Raw genomic sequence first — 24,954 nt, forward strand, 5'->3', positions numbered from 1 at the left:
AGAGCATGGTATTCCCCGGCGCTTGGCAATCGGAGGGGTCGCGCAGCGGGCGGACCAGCCGCCCGTTAAGGTCAGCGGCTGGCCAGCGGCCACTGATTAAGCTGGATGCCGCGCTGCGGGGCGTTCTCGGCAAAATCATCCAGCACCGCCTGCACGTCCGGGTCGAGGTAGCCGACGCTGTCGTGCTCGACGATCACCACGCTCTTTTCCGGAATCTTCGCCAGCAGGGCCAGCAGATGCGGATTGTGCATAAAGGTCAGATTCTGCTGGATGCGCAGCACGTAGTGGTCATCGTAGCGCGCCAGCTGCAGCGAGTGGCGATGGCTGCGCCAGAGGCTGAACGCCATCTGGGTGGCAAGACCAATCCCGATCCCCGCCAGCATGCCGAAGGCGATAATCCCGCCGATGGTGGCGAGGAACGGGACGTACTGCGCCGCACCCTGGCGGAACTGCTCGATGAACAGCCGCGGCGTCGCCAGCTTATAGCCGGTATACAGCAGCACGGCGGCGAGGCTGGCGAGCGGGATTAAGGTCAGCAGGCCGCTGAACCACAGGCCGCAGATTAACAGCAGGACGCCATGGATAAAGATCGACAGCTTGCTCTGCGCGCCATTGCTGACGTTCACCGAGCTGCGGACGATCACCGCGGTGATCGGCATCGCCCCCAGCACGCCGGAGAGCAGATTGCCGACGCCCTGGGCGACCATTTCGCGGTTCGGCGAAGGGGGCGGATTTTGCGGGCGCAGCTTTTTCAGCGCCTCCTGGCTGAGCAGGGTTTCGAGGCTGGCGACCAGCGCCAGGGTCACCGCCACCACCCACACCGACGGATTGCGCCACGCGCTCCATGCGGGAGACTCCAGCTCACCCAGCAGATCGCCGAGGCTGCCGAACGCCGGCAGGGTAATACGCGGTAGGGCGGCCAGCTGCTGCGGCGCAAAATGGGTCAGCAGCAGGGTGGTCACGCAGCCGAGCAGGACGGCGATCAGCGGCCCGGGGATCCAGCGCAGGCTCTTCACCCGGCGGATAAGCGGCGAGCCCCACAGCCAGAGCACCAGCAGACCGCCCGCGGCGACAGCAATCGCCTTGATGGAGAAAGCGGCATTGCCCTGAACCACTTCGGCAAGCCCGGTCTCTTCCGCCGTGCCGAGCGCGACGGGGATCTGCTGCATAATCAGCAGGATGCCGATCGCCGCCAGCATGCCTTTGATGACGCTGGCGGGAACCAGCGAGATAAAGCGCCCGGCCCGCAGGATGCCGAACAGCAGCTGCAGCACGCCGGCCAGCACCAGCGCCATCAGGAAGACGGAGAAGGAACCCAGGGATTCAATGGCGGCGACGACGATGGTGACCAGTCCGGCGGCGGGGCCGCTGACGGCGAAACGGGAGGGGCTGAGGGCGGTGACGACCAGGCCGCCGATGATGCCGGTCAGCAGGCCGACGAAGGGCGGTAAGCCGCTGGCCTGGGCGATGCCGAGGCACAGCGGCAGGGCGACAAGGAAGACGACGATGCCGGCGAGAAAGTCCTGACGAAACGTATTCATGGGGCGTGCTCCTGCGGTGAGAGGTGTTCGACGAGGGTGGTTAAATGGCCGGAAGCCAGATCGTAGACGCAGCCGTGCAGGCTGAGCGGTCGCCCGCTGGCGAGCACCGTCTGCACCGGTTCACTCTCCAGCAGACGGGTGAACTGGGCGCGAACGTTGGCTTCCACCAGGGCGTCCAGCGCATGGCGAGAACGCTCCGCGTCGGCGCTGGCGCTGGTGCTGGCGCCGGGGGAGGCCGCCACACCACACCCATCGGCAATCTGCGCAATTTCGTGATGCAGGGTGTGGCGCAACTGGCCGATGCGGCGAGCCAGCGCCGAGGACTCCTGCGCCAGCGGCAGGGTGGGCAGGGAGAGCGCCGCCTGCACGCCGCCGCAGCCGTAGTGGCCGCAGAGCACCACCCGCTCCACCTCAAGATAGTGCAGGGCATACTGCAGGACGCTCATGACGTTGTCGTCGGCGGGATCGAGCATGTTGGCGATATTGCGGTGGACAAAGAGCTCGCCGGGCTGGCTGCCGGTGAGCACCTCGGCGGGCACGCGGCTGTCGGAGCAGCCGATCCACAGCGAGTGGGGCCGCTGCCCGTCGACCCATTTTTCGAAATAGTCCGGGTCATGCTGACACTTCTGCAGCGCCCAGCTGCGGTTGCGGGCCAGCAAAGGTTTTAACGTCGTCACAAGTATTCTCCTGAGTTAATTCATCGAGTGAATATGTCCATCAAGACTCGTACAGCGACTAGTAAAAATAGTGTTTACCGGAACCCTTCACGCCTGAGGAAAATCCTGGAATAAACGGCAAAAAGAAAACTTTTCATTAATGTAAAGTTATAAAAATATTGATGAAATTAATATTTGGCTGCGGGGTGGATGAATAACAAAAAGGCATTGAATAAAACTTTCTGGAATATATGGGAATGGTGGCGGGCGGGGTTGGGGGGAATATTGGAGGTTTGGATATTGGGGATAGGTGGGGGAGCGTTGGGTTGTGTTGAGGTATGTGGGTGAGAGTGATGTGAGAAAAATTTGAGATAAGTTTGAGTGGGGTTTGGGTGGCAAGTGGTGTGGCTGGCAGGGGGAGTTGGGGGCGCGGGAGGGGGCGATGAGGTTTGTAGGTGGTATTGGTGCCCCGGAACGGCGGTAAAAGCTGACGCCGCGCAGGATAGCGCTGTTTTTTTCAACACTTAGCGCGATGGCGACACGCTGTTGCTTGCATGACCGGCGCCGACAGGTATAATCCAGAACGTTTCCGCATCCCCTTCAGTGCCGAAGTGGCGAAATCGGTAGACGCAGTTGATTCAAAATCAACCGTAGAAATACGTGCCGGTTCGAGTCCGGCCTTCGGCACCAAAAACGATTGTGATAATCGGAAAACCTACAACAATCAAGACGTTGTACAATGAAGCTGGATGTTGACGGCAACTACAAAATGGCCGCATCTCCGGCTTTTTTTGTTTATAAAGCCTCGGGCCGGATCTTTTCACTCACTCCCTGTTTTGTCAATCTCTCTCCACGCAACTTCTGAGCATCTCGACATTGTGTTCAATATAGCTGAGCGTCACCTTAATATCGCGGTGGCCGAGTAGTTTCTGCGTAACATACAAATTTTGCTCCGGTTTCTGCATTAATTCTGTGGCAACGGTATAACGGTAGCGGTGCGATGAAAAACGGCTGTGGCAGGCATCGCTGAGTTTGGCAAAGAAATAACTGACCTGATTTTCTGTCATCGGTTTACCCTGGCGCAGCAACCAGCCACGGACAGCATCGGCAGCGCTCTTGCTGACCAGCCACAGCGCCTCTTCCGTCAGCCAGCCGTCAGAACCGCCATTCGGGTTGTTGAGTCGGAACTCATTTGCCAGCAGGTCGCACAGGGCGGCGATGATTTGCTGCGGCAGAGAGGTTGTGGGCGGTGGATAGTCTTGACCGGATCGCCGCCGAGATTAAACGCTACCGACGCCCGGTCGGCTTTCTACACCAGTTCACCCGCCAGCCCGGCATACTGATACTGTCCGTTAAAGCAGTGCAGCAGAGTGGATAACGCTGCGGCATCGGCGGCGAGCCAGTCGAGGCTTTCCGGGGGGAGTAGTTGGGGGAGCAGAAGAGCTGCCGCAGCCGGATGGCGCAGATAATCACGTTGCGGCAGGTAGCGAAACCGATAAGACTGGGTCAGTGGGCCATGCCACGGAAACCAGTGTTTCCCGCTGACATCTTCCACCTCAATATCGGTGATAAGTTTGCCCGGATCGTGCAGCAACGCGGCGTAGATGATGACTGTTGTCCATCGCTCGGACTGCGCGGCCTGATCTTCTGGCACTGCATCAGGCGGAAAAAGATAATTCTGCCGCAGCCGTGCGGCATAGCAGGCGGCTTCGAGACTGTGATCGAGCAGGCCACCTGCGTGGGAATGGTGGTGGTTTTCCGAGGCTGGGAACAACTGCGCCAGTTCTGCGAAGCGGTGGATTGGTATCAGCCAGAAGCGTTCAAACAGTGAGGCGGGAAGGGCGGTGCTCTGGCGAATAAACTGGATCAGCTGTTGGCGGGTAGTTTCAGCCAGTAGCGTTTGCGCGGATTCAGGATGCAGCCATCCCTCCGTGACGTCTGGTTCGCCAGTGGATGGTGTGGTGTTTTGCTTTTTGCGCGTCAGCCATATCCGCATAATGGCCCTTTATTCCCAATGGATTTTGAGGTGCAGGAAGGCGGCGACGCAGTGAATCCCCAGGAGCTTACATAAGTAAGTGACTGGGGTGAGCGAGGAAAGCCAACGCACCTGCAACTCGAAAGACGAAGGGAAGCCCCTTTTTCGGGTAAGCCCGTTCCCCCTTCACTCTCTTCCCCTTAACCTTTTGGATTTTGCCTTTTGGTGCCGTCAGATTTGGGGGGAAATTGTTTATTGGGTCGCGCAAATTTATTGGAGTTGAGAAAAACGGCAGAGCAGGGATGCTCCGCCGTTGATATGAAGGTCATGCGCTCAGCGCTAACGGCTGCTGCGCCCGTTCAAGCAGATATTCACAGGCATTACGCGCTAATCCACTGGCGTGGAAAATCGCTTTTTTGTCCTGCTGTAACACCTTCAGCCAAGATGCGATGTAACTGTCATGCTGTAGCTTCGACTGGATGCCAACATGAGCACAGAGGAAAGCTGCACCCATTTCGGCGACGAGCTCTTCGAAACTATACGTCGGATCGCCGAAGGTATGTTTTCCGGCAGTGATGCCGTCCCGGTTCAGCCGTGAAGCGTGTCCGGTAGCGTGTGTCAGTTCATGCAGCAACGTGCCGTAATAATCCTCACGCGAAGTGAACTGCTCAGGATGCGGCATGATGATGCAGTCGCGCCCCGGCGAGTAATACGCCCGATTCTGGCGTCGGTGAGTGATCACCACCGCACTTTGCTGGGCAACCTGCTCAGCGGCGGCGATAGGATCATCGACCATCACGACAGGCTGTGAGAATGCCTCCGGCAGTCCTTCACAATGCTGGATGTTGAACAGCCGGAACTCGCGTACTACAGCGTAAGACGTCACTTTAGGATTGCCGTCAGCATCAAGAACCGTGCTCCCATTGCTGTCCACTACTTCGCGCTGCTGGGGCAGATAGAACACGGCCAGTGTAGATTTTTCGCCTTTGCGGATGTTACCGCCCGCATTGCGAATTTGCGTGAAGGTCAGCCAGCGATCGCTCTCATATCCCTGTCGTTCTGCGCTGTGCCAGAGCAGAGGAATGTTGATGCCGTGATACAACCGCCCGGACAGGGCATTCATCGGAACCACCGGTTCCCCTTCCGCCATGGGCGAACCCAGGGGATCACGCCTTTCTCCAGCGCGGCGATAATTTCATCGGTGACTTTCTGGTAAAGATCGTTGCTTCTGTTCATAAGCGTAACCTCATGATAAAGAAGCCGAGTACAGCGCTCCCGGTCGGGAGTCGCCCGGCACGGGGAGTAAAGGATGCTGAGGTAATCAGCTGGTGTGAAGGGCAGTAACCAATAAGTGATCATCTTCAAGGGTTAAGCGCAGCGGCGTCATCAGCGGTACATTGCTGCTGCCGTCGGCGGGAAAGCAGTACAGACCGAAATTAATACTCTTACGGTCCGGGCCTGCGCTTTTGAATGTCAGTATGGTCGCGACAATCAGGTTTTCGAGGCGGTCGTCTCCCTGAGAGGGATCGGGTGGAAAACTAACTACCTTTTCCCAGGCCTCAGATGAGATAGACAATGATAAGGATGTTGCTTCAGTGATAGATGAAGTTGGCATAGTATTTCTCCAGTGATGAAAGCAGAGAAACACCGCCCGACAGGGAGGGATTCCCTGCATGGTGGGGTAGAGGATGTATCAGGCGCTAAGCGCTGTCCGCGAGGATGATACGGAGCGGACGAAAAGGCGATCCTCACCGGGTAGGGTGGCAACCTGAAGGCTCTGGTTGCGGGTCAAACTTCGTACAGATTAATACGGGATTAATAATAATCAAGAGTCAGGCTCTTCAGTGAGAGAGTTCGGGAGTCGTTATTCTGGAATCCACTTTGCTACGCAGGGTTTATCCGCTATAGGGGTTAAAAGCAATTTATCCTTTGGAGGGCATAAAGCATATTGGGCAATCGATGACACCTGCGAAGCTCACGGTCTCAGGCTTTGAAGATCTGCTTACGATGCCAGCCAACGTATTGTTCAGTGGGCCACAGCGTTTTGTCGTGAGGAAGATGCAACTGCTGGCCATTTCGTTGCCAGAACAGGTTATCCACCACTTGGCTACGGCTGACACCGCCGGAGATGCGGATAGTCAGGTTTTCATCCAGCCCGAATGCGCCCATATCAAAAGCATCATGGTGCAGTGAGAACAGTGCCAGACCGTTGTTTACCACACACGGCCCGCCATAGGTTTTCCAGTGGATATGGGCTGCTTCAATACCAACCAGCGCACCATCCAGTCGTAGGTCGTAACCGCAGAAAGCACATCGCGAATGGTACGCTCGGAGAACGATATCTCTGAAGCGCGGATCGCGGTTCTTCGAACGATCGATAAAATCCAGACCCAGTTGGTTGGCGAGGATCCGCTGAATACTTTCGGGGAAGCGATCTATCAGGATCTGCTGGGTCAGTTGGTCGATCATTTCAGGATGTGCAAGTAGCTGTTGGTATGCAGCTTCATCAAAGCCGCCCACTACCTGGTTATCAATCAGTTCTTTCTTGGTCGGTTGGGTGTTGCCTTTACGGGGTTTACAACCTTCTGCATTGGCAATTTCCCAAAAGCCGTCAGTTCTGAGCCGCCAGAAAGGCATATTGGGATAGTCAGTGCGCCGCTTGGGACCAAACTCTTTTAGCAGACGAGTTAGTGGTTCGTGGATCTCCAGGCCGTAGTTAAACAAGCGCGGGTGGCCTGCTTTGTACTGCGACAGCACATACAACAGCAGCATCGGCTTATGCGGCGCGCACACATCACCCTGACGCCATACAGAAACGTTGGAAATGGCTGATTGCAGCGCTTCGACAGATATCATAGGAGTGAACCGGGTAACAGGCTGATGTTATTGCGATCATGCTCGCAAAAGCGGTGAAATTCAATTGTTGCACGTCATGTTCATGAGAGAGGAATTGACCCTTTGTACTGATAACTCCGAAAGGTAAGTGTACGTAATTTATGGTAATGGCTAATTGTGTATCGTAACATCAGTACAGATAATCGAGTGAGGTATCCTTGCCATTCCTTAGGCTTTTGACGAGAAAGGTAATGGTAAGAGCCTTGGCTCAAGGTGAGAGAAAGCCAATACCGCGTTCCTCTGGTAGCGAAGCAGAGAAACACCGCTTAGCAGGGGGATTTTTTGAAGGATTAATCAGGACTGAACGCTGACAGCTAGGGGCTGTAGGGATGAAAAGACTAGTCCCTCCGGGTAAGAGGATAATCAGAAGGCTCTGGTTATGAATGAATTCAGAGAAACCATTCCGAATGATTTTAAGCTAATGTTGCTAAAAGCGCGTCAGAGCCTGTAGTGAAAACGGGTTAGCTGTTATACAATTCAAAGTATTAGATATTTTACTGTTGAAATTATTTCCAATTTCTTTGATGCTAAAGACAAAGCATCCCTGATATTGCAAATATGTGTTTATATACAGTTGTTGATGTGTTTGAATAAACACCACCTGATTTATGTTTGTAGAGAGTGCTTGAATGGAAAATAAAAAAACGTTTACTTTCATTGACTTATTTGCTGGTCTGGGAGGTTTTCATTTGGCACTGAAACGATTAGGTGGGGTTTGTCGTTTTGCAGTCGAGTGGAAAGAACCTCTCCAGAACTTATATGAGGATAATTTTGGTATTCGACCTCTTGGCGATATAACTAAAATACCACTTGATATAATCCCTGATCATGATGTCTTAACCGCTGGGTTCCCATGCCAGCCTTTTTCAAAGGCTGGTGAACAATTAGGGTTCGAGTGTACAAAACAAGGAGGATTATTTTTCAACGTAGTCGAAATTTTAAAGCATAAGAGGCCTAAATTTTTCATTCTTGAAAATGTCCCTAACCTGTTGAAACATGATGATGGAAAAACGTGGATAAAGATCCAACAATTGCTTGGCAAAGATGGGCTTGGCTATAATATTGATGCGGCAAAACTTTCACCGCATCATTTCGGTATTCCCCAAATTCGTGAACGAATATATATAGTTGGCTCATTGTTGCCGCTTGACGATTTTAAATGGCCCGAAGCTCTGAATATCGAAACCTCGATAGATAGTATTTTGGACAATAATCCGATTGATGCGAAATCACTTTCTCCTCAAGTTATCGATTGTTTAAATGTTTGGAGTAAATTTTTAGAACTCTGTCCTCCTGATATTGAAATTCCTTCCTTCCCATTGTGGTCGATGGAGTGGGGGGCTACCTATCCTTTTGAAAATGAAACTCCTTATGCGAGAAAAATGCGTTTAGGAATTAATGGGTTAAAAGGCTTCAGGGCGAGCCATGGTTGCAAAATTGGCCTTCGAAAAAGTATGGATGATCGTTGGATGGCATTGCCAAGTCATGCTCGAACAGAAGAATTTGAATTTCCAAAGTGGAAAAAGAATTTTATTAGACAAAATAGAAAATTTTATAACGATAATAAAAGCTGGATAGATGAATGGTTACCCGATATTTTAAGGTTCCCGTCAAGCCTTCAGAAACTTGAATGGAATGTTCATGGTGAAGAGAGGAATATTTGGAACTATGTTCTACAGTTTAGAGCCTCTGGAGTGAGAGTTAAGAGAAGAACCACTGCTCCAAGCTTAATTGCCATGACTGATACCCAAGTCCCAATTATTGCTTGGCAAAGGCGTTATATGACACCTCATGAGTGTGCTAAGCTCCAGTGTCTTGATGAATTAAACAAGCTCCCTGAAAGTCCAACCCAAGCCTTCCAGGCTTTAGGTAATGCGGTCAACTCAAAAGTTGTCGAATGGGTAGCCAACGCGTTATTAAGTACCTCACTTGATGAAAGCTATAACAATCATTTGAATTTTTTAGAAGATAGATGCATTTCCTATAATTAAGAGTGCTTTAAGGAGATAATTGTGGCGCTTTCAAAGGTTGATATTCGTCCAGGAGTAAGTATATTAGCCGTTTTGCGGCACCTCAATTATAAACCTTGGTTTGCTTTGGGGGAATTTGTAGACAATGCATTGCAGAGCTTCTTGGCAAAATCGGCAACGAGTTCTTTAAAAAAAGTAACTATAGAAATAAATATAGACTCAACTGAACCTGCCCGAATATCAATTAAAGATGACGCTTTTGGGATTCCTTTAGAGGACTTTCCAAGAGCTTTCAAACCTGCATCAATCCCTCCAGATAATACTGGTCTATCCGAATTTGGTATGGGTATGAAAAGTGCAGCTTGTTGGTTTTCTCCTAAATGGGAGGTTCGTACATCTGTGATTGGTGAACCAATAATAAGAACAGTATACTTTGATATTGAAAATATGATTGCGGATGAGTCATATGAACTATCAATAAAAGAAACTCAAGGTAGTGAAGAACAACATTTTACGGAGGTTATTTTAAATGATGTTTTTCATGTTCCAGTTAAACGAACTATCCATAAAATAAAAAGCCATCTAGCTAGTATCTATAGATGCTATATTAGGAAGGGGCTTTTAATACTGAAGGTTAATGGGGAAGTATTAAGTTATCAAGATCCCAAAATACTTAGCGCCCCCTATTTTAAGGATAAAGAGGGAGAGCCTCTTATCTGGCGAAAAGATATTGACTTTAAGTTTGGTGATAATATTTCCGTAAATGGTTTTGCTGCTATACGTGCTGTGGGTAATACTAGCGAAGCCGGATTCTCGCTTTTCAGACGAGGTAGAGTTATTCAAGGAAGCGCCGATGAAACCTATCGTCCCGCCTATATTTTTGGTAATTCGAATAGTTATAAATATCAGCGTGTGTTTGGCGAGCTATATATTAATGGGGTTGAAGTTAGCCATACAAAAGACGGCTTTAGATGGGGAGAGTTAGAGCAAACTTTTCTAAAATTGTTACGCGATAATTTAGATAGCGATGATATGCCTTTATTACGTCAGGCGGAAGGGCATAGAGTTAGAGGGAATGATAATAGGCTAATATCACTTGTTGGACACGCTGTTGATAGCTCAGTGGATGAACTGAGGAATCATTTGCCGTTGATAATTCCTAGTATACTTGACTCTGCGCTAATTGATACTCCTGTCGAGCATACTGAATATCAGGCTCAGCTAATGAAACGAACTTTTGATATTTCGTTTCGTGATCAAAATTGGTCTGTATGTATTGAAATATCGAACGATGTTTCTAATAGTGAGTGGTTAGCATTGAGTGATACAGGGAGGATAGGTGACACATGTCGACAGTTACATATTCAGATGTCGATGTCTCATCCCCTAATGATTCAGTTCGCTCAAAAGGATGGAGATGTTTCTGAAATTATGTTTCGCGTGGGGGCTGCTCTTGCTATAGCTGAAGTATTGGCTAGGGACTCAGGTGTCAGTAAAGCCGGAACAGTCAGGCGAAACATGAATGATATCTTACGAGATGTATTTTCGAATAGGTAAACATAAATGAGCTTAGAAACTAGAAATGATTTCATTAATAACGGAATGAATTGGTCTCCTGAAAAGGGTAAAGAAACTGAAGCCTTTTTAGAACAGAGTGGTATGCCGGATGGCGCCAAAGAAAAATTACTTGAAGATGCTATTGCAATATTATCCCGCGGAGTTTCTCCTGAAATAGAAAATGGGCAAGAAACTGGTCTTATTGTTGGCTATGTGCAAAGTGGCAAGACCATGTCCTTTGAGACTGTTGCTGCGCTTGCAAGGGATAACGGTTTTCATATAGTAATTGTTGTTGCAGGGACATCAAATCCTCTACTTGCACAATCCTCGAGTCGATTAAAAAAAGATTTGGGGCTAAATGATTCAAAACGGGGCCGGAGATGGGTACAACTAGAAAATCCGTCCTCTTATGATACTGCTGGGCAGGTCATCCGTAGTACGTTATCCATATCAAAAGATTCGTCTACTGAGGATATATATAAACAAACAATTCTTATTACCGTCCTTAAAAATCACAAAAGAATCAATAAGCTAGCTGAAATACTTGAAGCTTTAGATTTGAATGGAACATCGGTTCTTATTATTGATGATGAGGCAGATCAGGTTAGTCTAAATACTGGAGTTTCTCAGGGAGAAGAGAGTGCAACATATGGTTGCTTAATGAGACTAAGAAAGGCTTTGCCAAATCACACCTATTTACAATATACAGCTACGCCTCAAGCACCTCTTCTTATAAGTATTATAGATTCCTTATCGCCTAATTTTGTGAAAGTATTAGAACCAGGCGATGCTTATGTTGGTGGCCGTGATTTTTTTGGGTCGAACTCTGCATATATTAATATTATTCCACCAAGTGAAGTTCCGACGAAAGATAATCCTTTAAGCCATCCACCTTCATCATTGCTAGATGCCCTACGTATATTCATGGTTGGAGTAACTGTAGGCATTAGTGAGTCAGGTAATACCGGTAACCGCTCAATGCTTGTGCATCCTTCCCATCTGACTTCTCAGCATAAAGAGTATTATAGCTGGGTTAGAAGTATATTCGATGAATGGCACAGGTGTTTAGCGTTACGTGATGATGATCCGGATAAGATAGATCTCCTAAGCGAATTTAGAGAATCTTATAATCAGTTAAATACAACGGCAGCGCTACCATCATTTGATAAGATTATAAATTCTTTTAGCATTGCATTTAAAAGTACCCAGATAGTTGAAGTTAATGCAAGAACTAATAAAACACCGGCGATAGACTGGCAACATAAATATGGATGGATTTTGGTCGGCGGAATTGCGGTTGACCGAGGATTTACCGTTGAAGGGCTGACTGTAACATATATGCCTAGAGGTATTGGTGTCGGTAACGCTGACACTATACAGCAGCGGGCAAGGTTCTTTGGATATAAAAAAAGCTATTTGGGGTTTTGTAGGGTTTATTTAGAACAAAGTACACTTGATGCCTTTAGAAATTATGTCACACATGAAGAAGATATTAGGAGACAACTTAAGGAAATTGAAGTAAGTAATAAGTCATTAAATTCCTGGAAACGGGCATTCTTATTAGATCTTGATTTGAAGCCTTGTAGAGATAGTGTTCTTGAATTTGATTACATGCATACTAAATTTTCTGACAAATGGGTTGTCCCGAAAATAACATATCCTTCAGAAGCTGTAGTCATTGAAAACCAAAATACAGTGTCAGAATTTTTGAACCGTCTATCCATGCGTTGTGATGAGGGACATGTAGACCGTACAGAAACTCAGAAACATTATGTTTGTGATAATGTTCTTGTAAGCGATTTGTTCGAAAATTTACTTGTAAAAATAAGAGTTACTGGAAATTCTAACTCTCAGAATAATACGGCTTTATTATTGCATTTGGCAAAGGCAATTGAAAGGAATTCGACAGAGAGTTGTGTTGTTTATAGAATGAGTCCAAATGAGAAAAGGGTTCGTAATGTAGATTCTTATTTATTTCAAGGTGCTTACCCTGCAACAAACGCTAGACGTGGAGAAATATATCCTGGCGATTCCTCAATTAAAGATAATGAACGAGTGAGTGTTCAAATACATTTTATTGATTTAAAACAAGGTGATAAAATAATTATTAGCAATGTTCCTGTCGTTGCGGTGTGGATACCAGGGCGATTGGCTTGTTCAATTATAGTACAACATCAAAGTTAAATGTTATTCTGCTTGGGTAGAGAGAGTTCTCTACCCTTTATATATATTTAACTAAGGTTAATGTGTTTATTGAATATAAAAACAACTTTTAATTTTAGTATGAGTTAATCTTTGCTGAGGGGTAACCTTTTAAGTTATATTCTCCTTGAGTGCATGGTTAATAAATTGCGATGTTTTGTTCTAGGTGTGGATGTTTTGAATTTTATATAACAAATAAGAGTTCATTAATTCAATGCGTCTTTATATTTTCTTAATATATTGTATAAAATTAGGATGTATTAGAATAACCGCCCCCCAGCCTTCCCCCCGCTATCCTGCGCCACCTTAACCCCACCCGCCAGCGCTCCATTCACTGCCACACCTACCCTCACTCCAGCCCATGTCATCGCTCCCATCCAGAAAGTTGGCAGCACCAGAAACATCGATCCCATCACTAGATTGATAATCACATTGTAAGTATCCCGCTTAACCGAACCATTCACTTTTAGAGATCTTCCGACATACTGATTATGTCCCCAGAGGAGATTGCTATGCGCAAGATCCGATTCACTGAACACCAGATCATCGCCGTATTGAAGTCCGTCGAAGCTGAACGTACCGTCAAGGATGTTTGCCGTGAGGCCGCTATTTCGGAAGCCAGCTATTACAACTGGAAGGCAAAGCATGGCGGGATGGAAGCGGTCGATATTAAAAAAATCAAAGATCTGGAAGACGAGAATCGGAGGCTTAAACAGATGTTTGCTGATCTCAGTCTTGAGTGCCGGGCACTGAAAGACGTCATCGAAAAAAAGCTTTAAAACCAGCGATAAAGCGTGAACTCGTCAGCTATCTGACGACGCAATTTGCCATAAGTTTACGCCAGGCCTGCAGGACGTTATCGCTGAGCATGACGGTGTATTTTTATCAGCCCGATACCCGGCGTAATGAACCCGTGATCCACGCGCTGACTGAACTGGCAGAACGCTATCCGCGCTACGGTTTTAAGAAGCTGTTCCAGCTGCTGCGCAGGCAGGGCAATACCTTGAACCATAAATGTGTTCACCGGATTTATTGCCTGCTGAAACTGAATTTTCGTCGCAAGGGAAAACAGCGGCTGCCAGTGCGTAATCCAGCACCCCTGGCGACACCGCAAGCGTTAAACCAGAGCTGGCCCATCGATTTTATGCACGACGCGTTGGTCTGCGGCAGACGCTTCCGGACCTTCAATGTGGTGGATGATTTTAACCGTGAAGCACTGGCGATAGAAATCAACCGGAATATCCCGGCTCAGCGAATCATCCGGGTGCTGGACAGGATCGTGGCAAACCGCGGCTATCCGCTGAAAATGCGGATAGACAACGGGCCAGAGCTGGTCTCGCGGGCACTGGCACAATGGGCCTAAGAACATGGCGTGCAGCTCGAATTTATTAAACCGGGTAAACCTACACAAAATGCTTTTATCGAACGGTTCAACCGGACATACCGGACAGAAATTCTGGATTTTTACCTGTTCAGAACACTGAATGAAGCACGGGAAATTACCGAGCGCTGGCTGATAGAATATAACAACGAGCGGCCTCATGAGTCCCTGAACAACCTGACGCCGGAAGAGTACCGGCTGATGGCTGAAAAACCGGAACTCTCAAAAAGTGCGTGGAACTAAAACAGGTGTGCTTAAAGTGGTATCGACATTACTGTTGTGACGGATAAAAGCTTTAATACCCAAGACGTCAGTTATGAAAAGCGCAAAGCAAAACAGCAACGCCTTAATGATGCAGTGGAAAAACTAAATGCGCTGGGCATTGTGACTATGCTGGTTAACCGTGTTCACAGTAAAATCGTGATTGGTGATGAAGGGCTGCTGTGCATAGGATCGTTCAACTGGTTTAGCGCTTCGCGTGATGAGAAGTACAAACGATACGATACGTCGATGGTATACCGTGGCGAAAGCTTACAAGCGGAAATTAGAGCGATTTATTCCAGCCTGGAGCAGCGGAAGTTATAGGTGCTTATCGCAATGCAGGTATCGAATGGGCTGAATTAATTCAGTTCTACTCAAGGAGGTACAGGCTTAAGATGCTATGCCTCCAAACCATGCGGTTGCATTTGGATGGCTTGTTTGGCGATGGTGGTTTAAATAAACAGTTGAACTTAGAAAAGGCCACTCTTTTGAATGGCCTTTAGTCTTCGGGGAGTTTATGCTGTTGCCCTGTGGTTCCAGGAATCTTTGTAAATGATATTCCCATCGCAATGTTTCCAGGTGATGGCCTCATACCTTAACTGAATCGTTTCGCTATGTGTGCCTGTACCAGAATCAGGAAATAAGTTGGGGGTAATTCCGGTTACTTTTACATTCTCTAATATAATATTAAAATATTCGCTTTCAACACCTGCATCAAGGATCTGATACATCTTTATGGTTGCCGACTTTAATGTTTGATTCTCACTCAGCGCTTTGTATAAAAGGGGCGTTGTTTTATCAAAATCTTTCTGTACCGTAATAGGTGTATGTACTCTGGTTCCTGTTAATCTCCCGGTGTTTCCATCCACAGGAATGGATAGGTGGTGCGTTACCGCTTTTAATTCAATAGCGCCAATACGCCCTGTAACGAGAGAACTACCCGTTATAGGGGAGCCGTTTGTATCGGTTAGCCAAAGATATGCTGGATTTGACATGATTATTCCTTATCTCTATTTATAAATGAAGGTAAACAAAACATTATAATGACCCATAAAAACAGACCAATAATCTTAACCGGCCACGGGTCAAGTAAGGCTATGCAAACAATAGCGCCTATAATTAGTAGCGGGCCTGATAGTAAATTAAAAACACCGCTTAACACACCTATCTTTGCTCCCAGAAATCTATTCAATGCGATGGCGATGATATAAGCGCTGCCGATTGTAATCGTCACTGCGATTATTTTATTCTGCCAGTTATTGAACTCAGTCAGGCAAATAAAACATGCAGTAATAATATAGGTGCAGATAACTATATCGACGAGTGGCGTGATAATTTTTTTCATGTCACCCAGCCTTAGCATTCATATTTAAATGATCTTCCACTCTTTTCATAATCTTGTCGAACACGGGGTTGCCCTCAGTGTATCCCGCATGGATGGCATCAACAAAAGGTTGTACCGCATCGGCAAATAAGAAATAAAGAAGATCATAATCGCGGGGTCTTAATAACGAGTATACCTCGGGCGCTTCATTCCTGAGTTTATCAGACGTCCTGATGGAACGCTCTGCCATTCCACCAAACAAGAGGATAGTACTTAAAAAGGCTATTGGATTCCCTTTCCCCTTAAATACTACATAAGTAAATGACGTTTTTTCTATAACGGCTTTAGCGATGTTCGATGCGATAATATTCGTAGAGATTCTACCCACGATAGAGGTAACTACACTTCTGTATATTCTATCTTGTTCTGATTCGGATAGATATTTATTAAATAACTGAAAGATTAATTTAACTGCATTAACGATATTTTCATAGTTAAGGATGTCATGTCTTATCGCGGTCATCATACGGATTCTTTCTGTTTCACGTTCATATCTTGTATCCGTATCAAAGATACCGTAAATCAGATAACCATAATCTAAAGGAACAGATAATCCGCCATTGATAAGTCCTGTAACTGTATCAGGAGAAATAATGATGTCATATATCTTCCGAGCTATCCCTTCTATGTCTGCCATATAGCTATCCTATGTTTGAATAAACGGCTGAAAAATTTACATCACTTTTTCAAGAAACAATCGATGATAATTTATAAGAGAATAAATAAATTGATAAATGTTACTATAATCTAATTGTTACAGATTGTATTGTAAAATGGTTTTGAACCATTGGTTTCAATAAGGTGTAAAACATCATTGTGTATCAGTTTTTGGTAAATTATTATAATGAATTATCTTGATGTGAGAAGTATTAATTCAATAAATGATAAAGCGCGTATAAATATTATATTAGTGATTGGATACGCATAAACTTGGATGTTAAAATTATCAGTTTATATATATTTGCTCTGACTTGTTCATGGCAGAAACAGGTTATGACTCATGAACAGGCGGTTTATGTGAACACATCGACAGCATCATGTTGTGCCGTCGATATCCTTCACGAGCAAACATTGACGGATTCACCAGAGTGATATCCGCTTCCGGCGTGAGAGCGGGGGCTATAGCCAAGTGTTTGAAAATAAATAAAAGCAGGGCTAACACCAATCGTTTCATTACGTCCTGCCGCGAACTACGGCGGGGGAAAAGCGATTGGTTTGCATTATGGCGTGACGACCACGGAATCGACGATGAGACGTGGGTCGAAGGTGTGAAACGTGGTAACTTCCGTTTGCATCCGGGTACGGTTTCCGAGGGTTGTATTACTATCGCCCATAATTCTGATTTTGCCATGATCCGGAATGCGCTTATGAATACATCGTTAGTACAGGTTCCCTGCATGCGTTCCCTGATGGCTCGCGGTTGGGTGGAGGTTGTTGCCAGTAGCTCTAATAACGCTTGCCCGTAAAATAAGTAAGATCATTTATTTTATATTGCTGTTTTTGGTTCTGGGACGTGCACTTCCAAGGCCGGAAATCTATCTCGATTATGATATCGCAAGGGATATTTGCCACTTCTTGTTCGGGAGTGTGAACGCCGATACAATGTATGATACTTTCTTTTATATCACTCTAATGACAGTGCTTTCACTTTCTGGGGTGCTTTACATAGCGACGATAAAACTGTTCAAGATAATAAGGCGAGGGTGAAGTTTTATTCCATCAATATTCCCAGATTACCAGGCTGAATATCAGTGAGAAATTTGTAATCTATGCTCGTTTGCGTCTTCATGTTTTCCTGTTGAAATATCATGTGGTTTTTATAATGACAGTGCCTTTCTGGGTTTGAAACAGAACTCCTGACAAGTTAGTGTTTGTTGTGGTGCGGTGTATGCTATTCTGTCCGTTTCGCTTTTGGCTGCAAGCAGGAAAACTCTTTATGCCGGCAGTAATAGTTTTGTTCTGTCAATAAAAACCTGCAAATGATGCCTGATATTTTGAACAAAATGATGCATCAAACAGATTTCTCTTATGATAAAATCCAGCCGCTGTCGCTAAAACTACGCATAGCTTTTAGTTGAAACGGTAATGGTATTTATATATTCTGAAAATAAGTTAGTTAATTTGCGTAGTTTGCTACACAACCGGTACTATATCCATAAATTATTAAATGGCGTGGGTAGTTTATGGCTCTGCATGGTAAATTTGTCATTAACGACATGTATTATTCTCCATTATCATTCCCCGGCGTTGGTACCTTCCTGGCGTTTTCCGGGAATGGTGCTTACCGTAACCGTGGTGCCTGCGCAATGATACCTAAAGAGGGGCCGGTACCAGCGGGAAAATACTGGATTGTTGACCGTCCGGAAGGGGGGCTCAGATCGCAGGTCAATGCAGGGGTGCGAGATATCTATAACAATGTAGTTAAGGGCGCTTCATTCAGGCATAGCGAATGGTTTGCCCTGTGGCGGGATGACTGGGGAATCGACGATTACACATGGGTTGAGGGGGTTAAGCGAGGCAACTTTCGACTTCATCCTGGCACTTTATCAGAGGGGTGCATCACTCTTCCGCATGATTCAGATTTCGCCATGTTACGTAATGCACTTCTCAGGACGCAGCAAATAGATGTTCCCTGCATAAGAAAACTGAAGGCATACGGCTCGATTGAGGTGATTGCCAATGGCCAGCCATGTTTTTAATTTACTTATTAAGATAGCGTTGCTCGCTGTGGTGATGATGATTGTTGCGAGAGTTGTTCCGTATGATGGATTAGTTGACTCTATTACGGGTAGTTTTACTTATCAGAGCGCTGACAAGGTTACTCATTTCATTTTGGGGGAGCCTGATTTAGAGGTTTGGCAATCTCTGAGCATCTATATTAGTATACTGATTAATACATTTATCAGCATACCTGCGATGAGTGCCATAATCACGATATATAGTGCTGTGATACATAAATTTAGGTTTACTGATATTCTCAAAACGTTTGGCCATTCCACATTGCGGCGATTTGCTAAAGTATTCGGCTTTACCTTCTTATTCTGGGGGCTGTTTCGCTTGCTACCTTATCAGTCCGTAATCCCTCTGCAAAAATATTCAAATTTTACGATAGTAGCAATTGTGATCTTTCAGTTGCTTTTAACAATTGTTTGCTATTGGTTTATCACGAAGAAAATCATAACTACAAGGAGTTTGTAAAATGCCCATTCCGGCATACATGTGGCTTAAAGACGATGGCGGCGCAGAAATTAAAGGGTCGGTAGATGTTCAGGATCGTGAGGGAAGCATAGAGATTGTTGGTTTTAGCCACGGCCTGAATATTCCGGTAGATAGCGCCAATGGGAAGATAACGGGTAAGCGTTCTCATTCACCGATGATGATTGAAAAGGAGTTTGATAGCTCCAGCCCGTATCTCTATAAAGCTGTCGCGACGGGGCAAACGCTTAAAAGCGCGGAGATCCGCTGGTATCGTATCAACCACGCAGGGCAGGAAGAATGCTACTTCATCATGCTGATCGAGGGCGTGAAAGTAACAGGCATTAACCCGGGAATGCCGAACGCTAAAATGACAGGGAACTCGCAAATCAACCACATGGAATCAGTTTCCCTTATGTATGACAAAATTACCTGGCGCTATGTTGATGGCAATGTCCAGTATTCGGACGACTGGAACGTGAGAGCGTGATAGGTAAAAGGGGCAAGTTATGCCCCTTTTTGTCATTGACTATGCCGCGCTAATAATCCTGCCTGGACAGATTAAACGTCACTGTTACCGTACAGGTGCTGTTGCTATAAACGCCGACACTGATATGTGTCTCTTACTTATCCCGCGTCTCGCCAGCCTCCCAGCTGTAGCTGCCATCGGCCGCTAACCTATCGCCCAGCTCCTGATACTCGAACTGATAAAACTCAGCCTGGGTGCCGTACCCGGCGTAGTCTACCGCCGCCAGGCCGACGAACGCCCCGGTAAAGAACCCGCCGTAGCTCTGCAACACATAGTCATCGGACAGCACCGCGGCATCCAGCTGGACCGGGATCTCGGTGAACGACACGCCATCGAAGCTGTATTCATAGCTGTAGGTCTGCTTGCGGACCTTAGTCCGGAACCAGACGTATTCCACGCCGTCCGGCACCTTGATGGCATTATCTTTCAGGTACGACGTGTATTTTCCGCGGTTATTTTCGCCAACTTCGATGACCTTGCCGTTAATTTCATTCCAGGTCAGGAAGACGAAGCTCCAGTGGCGGTCGTTATAGTAGTTTGTTAATCCGGCCATCTGCTGGTAGCTGAAGGGTTCGAATTTCACCTTCACCGCAGCGTCAAAATAGAAGGCCTGCCAGCGGCGGGCAATCAGCGACAGGTCATGCGTATTGGCTAACGAACCCTGGCCGATTAAGGTTAATTTGCCGTCGCCGGTGGTGCCCATTTTGGCCGTAAACGGCACCCGCAGGGTATTCCAGTTCGGGTCGAGCGCTGGCGAGGTAAAGTCATCCTGCTGGCTATTATCGCCGGCGCTTTCGGTGAAGATGGCGTCTTTCGGCCCTTCGACGAAGGTTTTCCCGCCGTGACCGCCTTCAATACGCGGCCAGCCCTCATCGTCCCAGTACACTTTCTGGATCGAGGTTTCCCGGCCGAGGGTTGACCAGCCGCGCGGGTCGTAGATGGATTCCCCCGGGCGATTCCACGGCCGGGCGCAGAGCGAAGCGTAATACCATTCGCCTTCCGGAGTGGAGACCAGCGCGCCATGGCCCTGTTTCTGGATGTAGCTGTCCGGCGTGTCGACGTTGGTTAAGAACACGTCGCCCGGTTCGGTTTCGAAGCTGTCGGCCTCGAGGGTTTTCGACCGCGCCACCACCTCCTGGTGGGTAAACACGGTGCCGCCCTGGGCGGCAAACAGATAGTAGTAGCCGTTCAGTTTATAGAGGTGTGGCCCCTCGACCAGCGCCACGGCGGTGCCGCGGTAGATGGTGCGCGCGGTTTCCGGCATTAACTTCAGCGTGTTGGTATCCAGCTCCGTTAAGGTAATGCCATCGAAGGGGTGATGGTACTCCCGGTGATCCCAGGTTTGCTGGACGATATATTTCCGGCCATCGTCGTCATGGAACAGCGAGGCGTCAAACCCGACGCCGTTCAGCTTGATCGGGTCGCTCCACGGGCCCCGAATATCCTTCGCGGTGGTCAGATAGTTGGTCATGTCTTTAAAGGCGCCTTCGGTGACCTTCACATCGGTATACACCAACCAGAATTGCCCATCGGCCCAGGAGAGCGCCGGCGCCCAAATGCCGCCGGAGGAGGGGTTGCCCTTCATGTCCAGCAGGGTGGTGGTGGAGAGCGGCGAAGGCAGCAGGTTCCAGTTTTTCAGGTCTTTCGACTCATGTAAACGCACGCCCGGGAACCACTCAAACGTCGAGTTGGCAATATAGTACGTATCCTCGACGCGAATAATACTGGGGTCGGCATTAAAGCCGCGTAATATCGGGTTTTGAATAAGTGACATTTCATTACACCTTTTAAAATGGAAAGTGACGAATCGGTCTGATTTATAATTTTTTTAACTACACGCGGATCTCATCCAGCTGACGGTTAATGTCGGTAACATGTTTATCGGAGATCGGATAAACCTGGATAATCACCATCGAAATAGCGGCCAGCGCGATCGGGATCCACACCGCGGTCATAATGATCCCGTCGATGGCGCTGGCGCTCTGCACGGCGCCGCTTTCATTAAATCCATACACCGCCAGCAGCCACAGCGGGATAGCGCCGCCGATGGTGAAGCCGATCTTGAAGAAGAGTCCCATAATGGCATTGATAATGGCGGCATTGCGTTTGCCCGATTTTAATTCGCCGTACGCGATAACTTCCGGTACCAGCGCCCACATAAAGCCGGTGGCGGAGGTTAAGCCCCACTGTTTAATAAAGGTGGCGATATAGGCCAGCCACAGGGCGTCGTGCATCCCTTCGCGGGACCAGACGTAGGTCAGCAGTTCGCCGACGATGAACATGGCGAGGAACAGATGGAAGAAGCCTTTTTTACCAAAGATTTTTTTCAGTTTCGGCCAGAAAATCGGGAAGGCGATGCCGGGAATAGACGCGACGAGACCCACGGCGCCCATCCATTCGGAATGGCCGACGACGAACTGGTTGAAGAAGCCGTTAACGGTGTTCATGAAGAACATGAAGGTAAAGGCCAGCATAAAGAACATGCCGAGAATAACCAGCGGGCGGTTATGTCTGAGCTCGTGGAAAAGGTCGGTGGTTTTGACGTTGGCGGTCTGCTCGGCGGTCGCGACAACGCGTTCTTTGGTGAATTTATAACAGATAAACAGAGCCACGGCGCCGATGATCATATAGATGGCGTACACGCCAAACCAGGCGTAGTTCGCCGACGGATCGGTATAGTTGCCGAGATTCAGCTCAAGACCAAAAAAGCCGGTGTCTTTCAGGCTGCGATCTTTCGGCGCCGCCATCTGCACAAACATCGGGAACAGGGTATAGACCAGCAGGTTGGCGCTGTTGGCCAGCATCATGCGGGTACTGGTCAGTTTATCGATCGATTCCGGGTCGCGGGTCAGCGACGCATTCAGCGAGCCATAGGGAATATTGACTAAGGAATAAACCAGGTCCAGCGCCAGATAAATAATAAAGGCGAAAGCCACCGAACCTTTCACTCCGGGGATGGGCGCGAACAGTAATGCCGACAGGATCACCAGTGGCACGCCGGCTCGTAACAGCCAGGGACGATATTTCCCTGCTTTCGAGGTTCGTTTATCCACGTAGGTTCCGACCATCGGATCCCAAAACACATTAATGATGCGGACAAAAAGAAAAATAAAGCCTGCCGTTGCCGTGCTGATGGTATTTACCGTCAGCATATGCAAAGCCAGAAAACCCCCAATTGTGCCGAAAACCAGGTTTTGCGCAAAGTCGCCCATGCCATAACCAATTCGTTCTCCGCGGGTTAATTTATGATATTCATCATGCCGACTGTGCATTATGTTTTTACTCATTCTAAGCAGACTCCGGTTTGTTTTGTGTAGGTGAAACACTTTCTGACACAGTTGACCTGGAAGAATCTATTACGTTTTTAAATTACGTAATTATGTTTTTTTACTTCTGTGATCCTCGAAGCAAAGGCCTGTATCGCCTGCGTTGAATCGTTATCCGCCGCTAATTTTTTGGCAGGCTGGCATTGTGACAAAACCGGCATTTTAATTTGGTATGGATACCTGAGTTCCCCAGGAAGTGTACGCTATACGCGCGCGAAGCGAGATATTTAAAATAGTTTTATTTGCGAGATGGCTCACATTTGAGCATTTTCTCAATCGCTGAGTGAAATAACGTAATTGAGCAACCGACGATGAGAATACACGATGTGTCACAGTTGTTAATTTTCCTGTTTCTCAATTTCGGAGTTCATCATGCAAACCTATTTCGACCAGGTTGATCGCGTTCGCTTTGCCGGACCCAAAACCGATAATCTGCTGGCGTTTCGCCACTATAATCCGGATGAAATCGTGCTGGGAAAACGCATGGCAGACCATCTGCGTTTTGCCGCCTGTTATTGGCATAACTTCTGCTGGAATGGCGCGGATATGTTTGGCGCCGGCTCGTTTGAGCGTCCCTGGCAGGCCGCGGGCGAGGCGCTGGAAATGGCCAAACGCAAAGCGGACGTGGCGTTTGAATTTTTCTACAAGCTCAATGTGCCGTATTACTGCTTCCACGATGTCGACGTCTCGCCAGAAGGCGCGTCGCTGAAAGAATATCTGCACAATTTCGCCGTGATGACCGAAGTGCTGGCGGAGAAACAGCAGCAAACCGGCGTGAAACTGCTCTGGGGCACCGCCAACTGCTTTACCCACCCGCGCTACGGCGCCGGAGCGGCGACCAACCCCGATCCGGAGGTGTTTGCCTGGGCGGCCACGCAGGTGGTGACCGCCATGAACGCCACCCACCAGCTCGGCGGCGAAAACTATGTGCTGTGGGGCGGCCGCGAAGGGTACGAGTCGCTGCTGAATACCGACCTGCGTCAGGAGCGTGAGCAGATTGGCCGCTTCCTGCAGATGGTGGTGGAGCACAAGCATAAGATTGGCTTTGGCGGCACGCTGCTTATCGAGCCGAAACCGCAGGAGCCCACCAAGCATCAGTACGATTACGATGTCGCGACGGTGTATGGTTTCCTGAAGCAGTTTGGTCTGGAAAATGAGATCAAGGTGAACATTGAAGCCAACCACGCCACCCTGGCGGGGCACTCTTTCCACCATGAAATCGCCAGCGCCATCGCGCTGGGGATCTTCGGCTCCGTTGATGCCAACCGCGGCGATGCGCAGCTCGGCTGGGATACGGACCAGTTCCCGAACAGCGTGGAAGAAAATACCCTGGTGATGTACGAGATCCTCAAAGCCGGGGGATTCACCACCGGCGGCCTGAACTTTGACGCCAAAGTTCGTCGGCAGAGCACCGACAAATACGACATGTTCTATGGCCATATTGGCGCCATGGACGTGATGGCGCTGTCCCTTAAGCTGGCCGCGCGCATGATTGAGGATGGCAAGCTCGATCAGGGTCTGGCAAAACGCTATGCCGGCTGGCAGAGCGAGCTGGGGCAGAAAATTATGACCGGGCAGATGTCGCTGGATAATATTGCCCGGTACGCTGAGCAGCATAATCTGAATCCGCAGCCTCACAGCGGGCGTCAGGAATTACTCGAAAATCTCGTCAATACCTATATCTTTGGTTGAATTTTGCTGACATGCCCCTGCGGGGGTATGTATTGCGCCGTCTGCCTGCAGCCGAAAAATAGCGTTTATTGGTTCGTGCTGTGTTTTTTGTCAGTGGCGAAAGACCACCTGTTTAATATCAGCGAAGGAGGGAAGGTAGCGATAATTGTGTAATGCCTCTGTGACCGTACAAAATAAAAAATAACTTGTTCTGATGATAGCGACATATTCTGTCAGCTCAGAATAGGCTGGTTATTGTCTGAATAAAATTAACCTATATTGAGAAACTCATGACAATGATAAAAAAGCTTCCATTAACCATGGCGGTTATCGCCGCGTTTTTTCCGCTTACCTCTGTAATGGCGCAAGAATTTACTCAGGAACAGATCGACGCCATCGTCGCCAAAGCCG

At 48.0% G+C, this 24,954-nt stretch carries 19 protein-coding genes, 1 tRNA gene and 6 pseudogenes; 13 read left to right on the top strand and 13 right to left on the bottom strand.

Features of this window, described 5'->3' with window-relative positions; translation table 11 throughout:
* Positions 1-71: 71 nt before the first annotated feature.
* Together HMPREF3142_RS22170 and HMPREF3142_RS22175 are read right to left on the bottom strand one after the other, a co-directional pair.
* Positions 72-1,541 carry a SulP family inorganic anion transporter gene (locus tag HMPREF3142_RS22170; RefSeq protein WP_070612593.1) on the bottom strand — a complete coding sequence of 490 codons (1,470 nt, stop codon included), beginning with the start codon at positions 1,539-1,541 and terminating at the stop codon, positions 72-74.
* Complete coding sequence (locus HMPREF3142_RS22175) at positions 1,538-2,218, bottom strand: carbonic anhydrase (protein WP_048331340.1); 681 nt, start codon at positions 2,216-2,218, stop codon at positions 1,538-1,540. The genes HMPREF3142_RS22170 and HMPREF3142_RS22175 overlap by 4 nt, the downstream gene beginning before the upstream one ends.
* Positions 2,219-2,802: 584 nt before the next feature.
* On the opposite strand from HMPREF3142_RS22175, the gene HMPREF3142_RS22180 reads away from it, so the two are divergent.
* Positions 2,803-2,887: transfer RNA gene (locus HMPREF3142_RS22180), tRNA-Leu, on the top strand.
* Positions 2,888-3,036: 149 nt separating this feature from the next.
* Here HMPREF3142_RS22180 and HMPREF3142_RS30090 read toward each other — a convergent pair.
* From HMPREF3142_RS30090 to HMPREF3142_RS22200, 5 genes and pseudogenes are all read right to left on the bottom strand, one after another.
* Positions 3,037-3,282 (bottom strand): annotated as a pseudogene (locus HMPREF3142_RS30090) (tyrosine-type recombinase/integrase); the annotation flags it as partial.
* Positions 3,271-4,193, bottom strand: a pseudogene (mobH, locus tag HMPREF3142_RS22185) (MobH family relaxase); the annotation flags it as partial. The pseudogenes mobH and HMPREF3142_RS30090, both read right to left, overlap by 12 nt.
* A 304-nt stretch (positions 4,194-4,497) precedes the next feature.
* Positions 4,498-5,408, bottom strand: a pseudogene (locus HMPREF3142_RS22190) (ArdC family protein).
* An 85-nt stretch (positions 5,409-5,493) separates the two neighbouring features.
* Positions 5,494-5,787, bottom strand: a complete 294-nt coding sequence (locus HMPREF3142_RS22195) for a hypothetical protein (protein WP_070612596.1) — start codon at positions 5,785-5,787, stop codon at positions 5,494-5,496.
* A gap of 368 nt (positions 5,788-6,155) precedes the next feature.
* Entirely contained in the window at positions 6,156-7,028 is an 873-nt protein-coding gene (locus tag HMPREF3142_RS22200; protein WP_070612598.1) for a phosphorothioated DNA-binding restriction endonuclease, read from the bottom strand.
* A 668-nt stretch (positions 7,029-7,696) separates the two neighbouring features.
* Between HMPREF3142_RS22200 and HMPREF3142_RS22205 the strand changes: the two genes are divergently transcribed.
* Genes HMPREF3142_RS22205 through HMPREF3142_RS28520 form a run of 3 tightly spaced genes read left to right on the top strand, consistent with a single transcriptional unit; the run spans position 7,697 to position 12,778 of the window.
* On the top strand, positions 7,697-9,058 hold the full coding sequence (locus tag HMPREF3142_RS22205) for a DNA cytosine methyltransferase (protein ID WP_070612600.1): 1,362 nt from the start codon (positions 7,697-7,699) through the stop codon (positions 9,056-9,058).
* Positions 9,059-9,079: 21 nt separating this feature from the next.
* The gene (locus tag HMPREF3142_RS22210) at positions 9,080-10,594 is read left to right on the top strand and encodes an ATP-binding protein (protein WP_162542663.1); all 1,515 of its coding nucleotides are present in this window, start codon (positions 9,080-9,082) and stop codon (positions 10,592-10,594) included.
* A 6-nt stretch (positions 10,595-10,600) separates the two neighbouring features.
* Positions 10,601-12,778: a Z1 domain-containing protein gene (locus HMPREF3142_RS28520; protein WP_072121974.1), complete on the top strand. Its 2,178-nt coding sequence runs from the start codon at positions 10,601-10,603 to the stop codon at positions 12,776-12,778.
* Positions 12,779-13,056: 278 nt separating this feature from the next.
* Here the strand turns inward: HMPREF3142_RS28520 and HMPREF3142_RS29990 are convergent.
* Positions 13,057-13,230: pseudogene (locus HMPREF3142_RS29990) on the bottom strand (cytochrome C oxidase Cbb3); the annotation flags it as partial.
* Positions 13,231-13,308: 78 nt separating this feature from the next.
* On the opposite strand from HMPREF3142_RS29990, the pseudogene HMPREF3142_RS22225 reads away from it, so the two are divergent.
* Both HMPREF3142_RS22225 and HMPREF3142_RS22230 read left to right on the top strand, forming a co-directional pair.
* Positions 13,309-14,420: pseudogene (locus HMPREF3142_RS22225) on the top strand (IS3 family transposase).
* 18 nt (positions 14,421-14,438) lie between these two features.
* Positions 14,439-14,762: pseudogene (locus tag HMPREF3142_RS22230) on the top strand (phospholipase D-like domain-containing protein); the annotation flags it as partial.
* Between the two features lie 191 nt (positions 14,763-14,953).
* Here HMPREF3142_RS22230 and HMPREF3142_RS22235 read toward each other — a convergent pair.
* Genes HMPREF3142_RS22235 through HMPREF3142_RS22245 form a run of 3 tightly spaced genes read right to left on the bottom strand, consistent with a single transcriptional unit; the run spans position 14,954 to position 16,459 of the window.
* Complete coding sequence (locus HMPREF3142_RS22235) at positions 14,954-15,433, bottom strand: Hcp family type VI secretion system effector (protein WP_004192264.1); 480 nt, start codon at positions 15,431-15,433, stop codon at positions 14,954-14,956.
* Between the two features lie 2 nt (positions 15,434-15,435).
* On the bottom strand, positions 15,436-15,783 hold the full coding sequence (locus HMPREF3142_RS22240; RefSeq protein ID WP_063267089.1) for a hypothetical protein: 348 nt from the start codon (positions 15,781-15,783) through the stop codon (positions 15,436-15,438).
* A gap of 1 nt (position 15,784) precedes the next feature.
* A complete protein-coding gene (locus HMPREF3142_RS22245; protein WP_070612603.1) occupies positions 15,785-16,459 on the bottom strand; it encodes a hypothetical protein in 675 nt (224 codons plus the stop codon).
* Between the two features lie 451 nt (positions 16,460-16,910).
* Between HMPREF3142_RS22245 and HMPREF3142_RS28530 the strand changes: the two genes are divergently transcribed.
* From HMPREF3142_RS28530 to HMPREF3142_RS22265, 5 genes are all read left to right on the top strand, one after another.
* Positions 16,911-17,288: a DUF2778 domain-containing protein gene (locus HMPREF3142_RS28530; RefSeq protein WP_072121972.1), complete on the top strand. Its 378-nt coding sequence runs from the start codon at positions 16,911-16,913 to the stop codon at positions 17,286-17,288.
* A complete protein-coding gene (locus HMPREF3142_RS30130; RefSeq protein ID WP_070612605.1) occupies positions 17,257-17,529 on the top strand; it encodes a hypothetical protein in 273 nt (90 codons plus the stop codon). Before HMPREF3142_RS28530 ends, HMPREF3142_RS30130 begins: the two co-directional genes overlap by 32 nt.
* Positions 17,530-18,005: 476 nt before the next feature.
* Positions 18,006-18,521 carry a DUF2778 domain-containing protein gene (locus HMPREF3142_RS22255; RefSeq protein ID WP_070612607.1) on the top strand — a complete coding sequence of 172 codons (516 nt, stop codon included), beginning with the start codon at positions 18,006-18,008 and terminating at the stop codon, positions 18,519-18,521.
* On the top strand, positions 18,502-19,020 hold the full coding sequence (locus tag HMPREF3142_RS22260) for a hypothetical protein (RefSeq protein WP_070612609.1): 519 nt from the start codon (positions 18,502-18,504) through the stop codon (positions 19,018-19,020). The genes HMPREF3142_RS22255 and HMPREF3142_RS22260 overlap by 20 nt, the downstream gene beginning before the upstream one ends.
* A 1-nt stretch (position 19,021) precedes the next feature.
* Entirely contained in the window at positions 19,022-19,507 is a 486-nt protein-coding gene (locus tag HMPREF3142_RS22265; RefSeq protein ID WP_032433429.1) for an Hcp family type VI secretion system effector, read from the top strand.
* A gap of 133 nt (positions 19,508-19,640) precedes the next feature.
* On the opposite strand, the gene HMPREF3142_RS22270 is transcribed toward HMPREF3142_RS22265, so the two are convergent.
* Positions 19,641-21,320, bottom strand: coding sequence for a glycoside hydrolase family 43 protein (locus HMPREF3142_RS22270; RefSeq protein ID WP_064167145.1), 1,680 nt, complete (start codon positions 21,318-21,320; stop codon positions 19,641-19,643).
* A 58-nt stretch (positions 21,321-21,378) separates the two neighbouring features.
* Positions 21,379-22,818: an MFS transporter gene (locus HMPREF3142_RS22275; RefSeq protein WP_176747628.1), complete on the bottom strand. Its 1,440-nt coding sequence runs from the start codon at positions 22,816-22,818 to the stop codon at positions 21,379-21,381.
* Between the two features lie 426 nt (positions 22,819-23,244).
* Here HMPREF3142_RS22275 and xylA point away from each other — a divergent pair, with 426 nt between their 5' ends.
* Positions 23,245-24,564 (top strand): xylose isomerase, encoded by a 1,320-nt coding sequence (gene xylA / locus HMPREF3142_RS22280; RefSeq protein WP_070612613.1) that lies wholly within the window; start codon positions 23,245-23,247, stop codon positions 24,562-24,564.
* Positions 24,565-24,833: 269 nt separating this feature from the next.
* Positions 24,834-24,954 (top strand): hypothetical protein (locus tag HMPREF3142_RS29995; protein ID WP_020803058.1); only part of this gene is annotated, 121 nt, incomplete at its 3' end.

The sequence above is a fragment of the Klebsiella sp. HMSC16C06 genome, from assembly GCF_001808325.1.
GTDB classification, from domain to species: domain Bacteria; phylum Pseudomonadota; class Gammaproteobacteria; order Enterobacterales; family Enterobacteriaceae; genus Klebsiella; species Klebsiella variicola.

Excerpts from the sequence above, each read along its gene's own strand:
- HMPREF3142_RS28520 (WP_072121974.1), top strand. The coding sequence starts at position 10,601 with ATGAGCTTAGAAACTAGAAATGATTTCATTAATAACGGAATGAATTGG.
- HMPREF3142_RS22240 (WP_063267089.1), bottom strand. The coding sequence starts at position 15,783 with ATGAAAAAAATTATCACGCCACTCGTCGATATAGTTATCTGCACCTAT.
- HMPREF3142_RS22270 (WP_064167145.1), bottom strand. The coding sequence starts at position 21,320 with ATGTCACTTATTCAAAACCCGATATTACGCGGCTTTAATGCCGACCCC.
- xylA (WP_070612613.1), top strand. The coding sequence starts at position 23,245 with ATGCAAACCTATTTCGACCAGGTTGATCGCGTTCGCTTTGCCGGACCC.
- HMPREF3142_RS22265 (WP_032433429.1), top strand. The coding sequence starts at position 19,022 with ATGCCCATTCCGGCATACATGTGGCTTAAAGACGATGGCGGCGCAGAA.
- HMPREF3142_RS22260 (WP_070612609.1), top strand. The coding sequence starts at position 18,502 with ATGGCCAGCCATGTTTTTAATTTACTTATTAAGATAGCGTTGCTCGCT.
- HMPREF3142_RS22255 (WP_070612607.1), top strand. The coding sequence starts at position 18,006 with ATGGCTCTGCATGGTAAATTTGTCATTAACGACATGTATTATTCTCCA.
- HMPREF3142_RS22275 (WP_176747628.1), bottom strand. The coding sequence starts at position 22,818 with ATGCACAGTCGGCATGATGAATATCATAAATTAACCCGCGGAGAACGA.
- HMPREF3142_RS22200 (WP_070612598.1), bottom strand. The coding sequence starts at position 7,028 with ATGATATCTGTCGAAGCGCTGCAATCAGCCATTTCCAACGTTTCTGTA.
- HMPREF3142_RS22245 (WP_070612603.1), bottom strand. The coding sequence starts at position 16,459 with ATGGCAGACATAGAAGGGATAGCTCGGAAGATATATGACATCATTATT.
- HMPREF3142_RS22205 (WP_070612600.1), top strand. The coding sequence starts at position 7,697 with ATGGAAAATAAAAAAACGTTTACTTTCATTGACTTATTTGCTGGTCTG.
- HMPREF3142_RS22235 (WP_004192264.1), bottom strand. The coding sequence starts at position 15,433 with ATGTCAAATCCAGCATATCTTTGGCTAACCGATACAAACGGCTCCCCT.
- HMPREF3142_RS22195 (WP_070612596.1), bottom strand. The coding sequence starts at position 5,787 with ATGCCAACTTCATCTATCACTGAAGCAACATCCTTATCATTGTCTATC.
- HMPREF3142_RS22170 (WP_070612593.1), bottom strand. The coding sequence starts at position 1,541 with ATGAATACGTTTCGTCAGGACTTTCTCGCCGGCATCGTCGTCTTCCTT.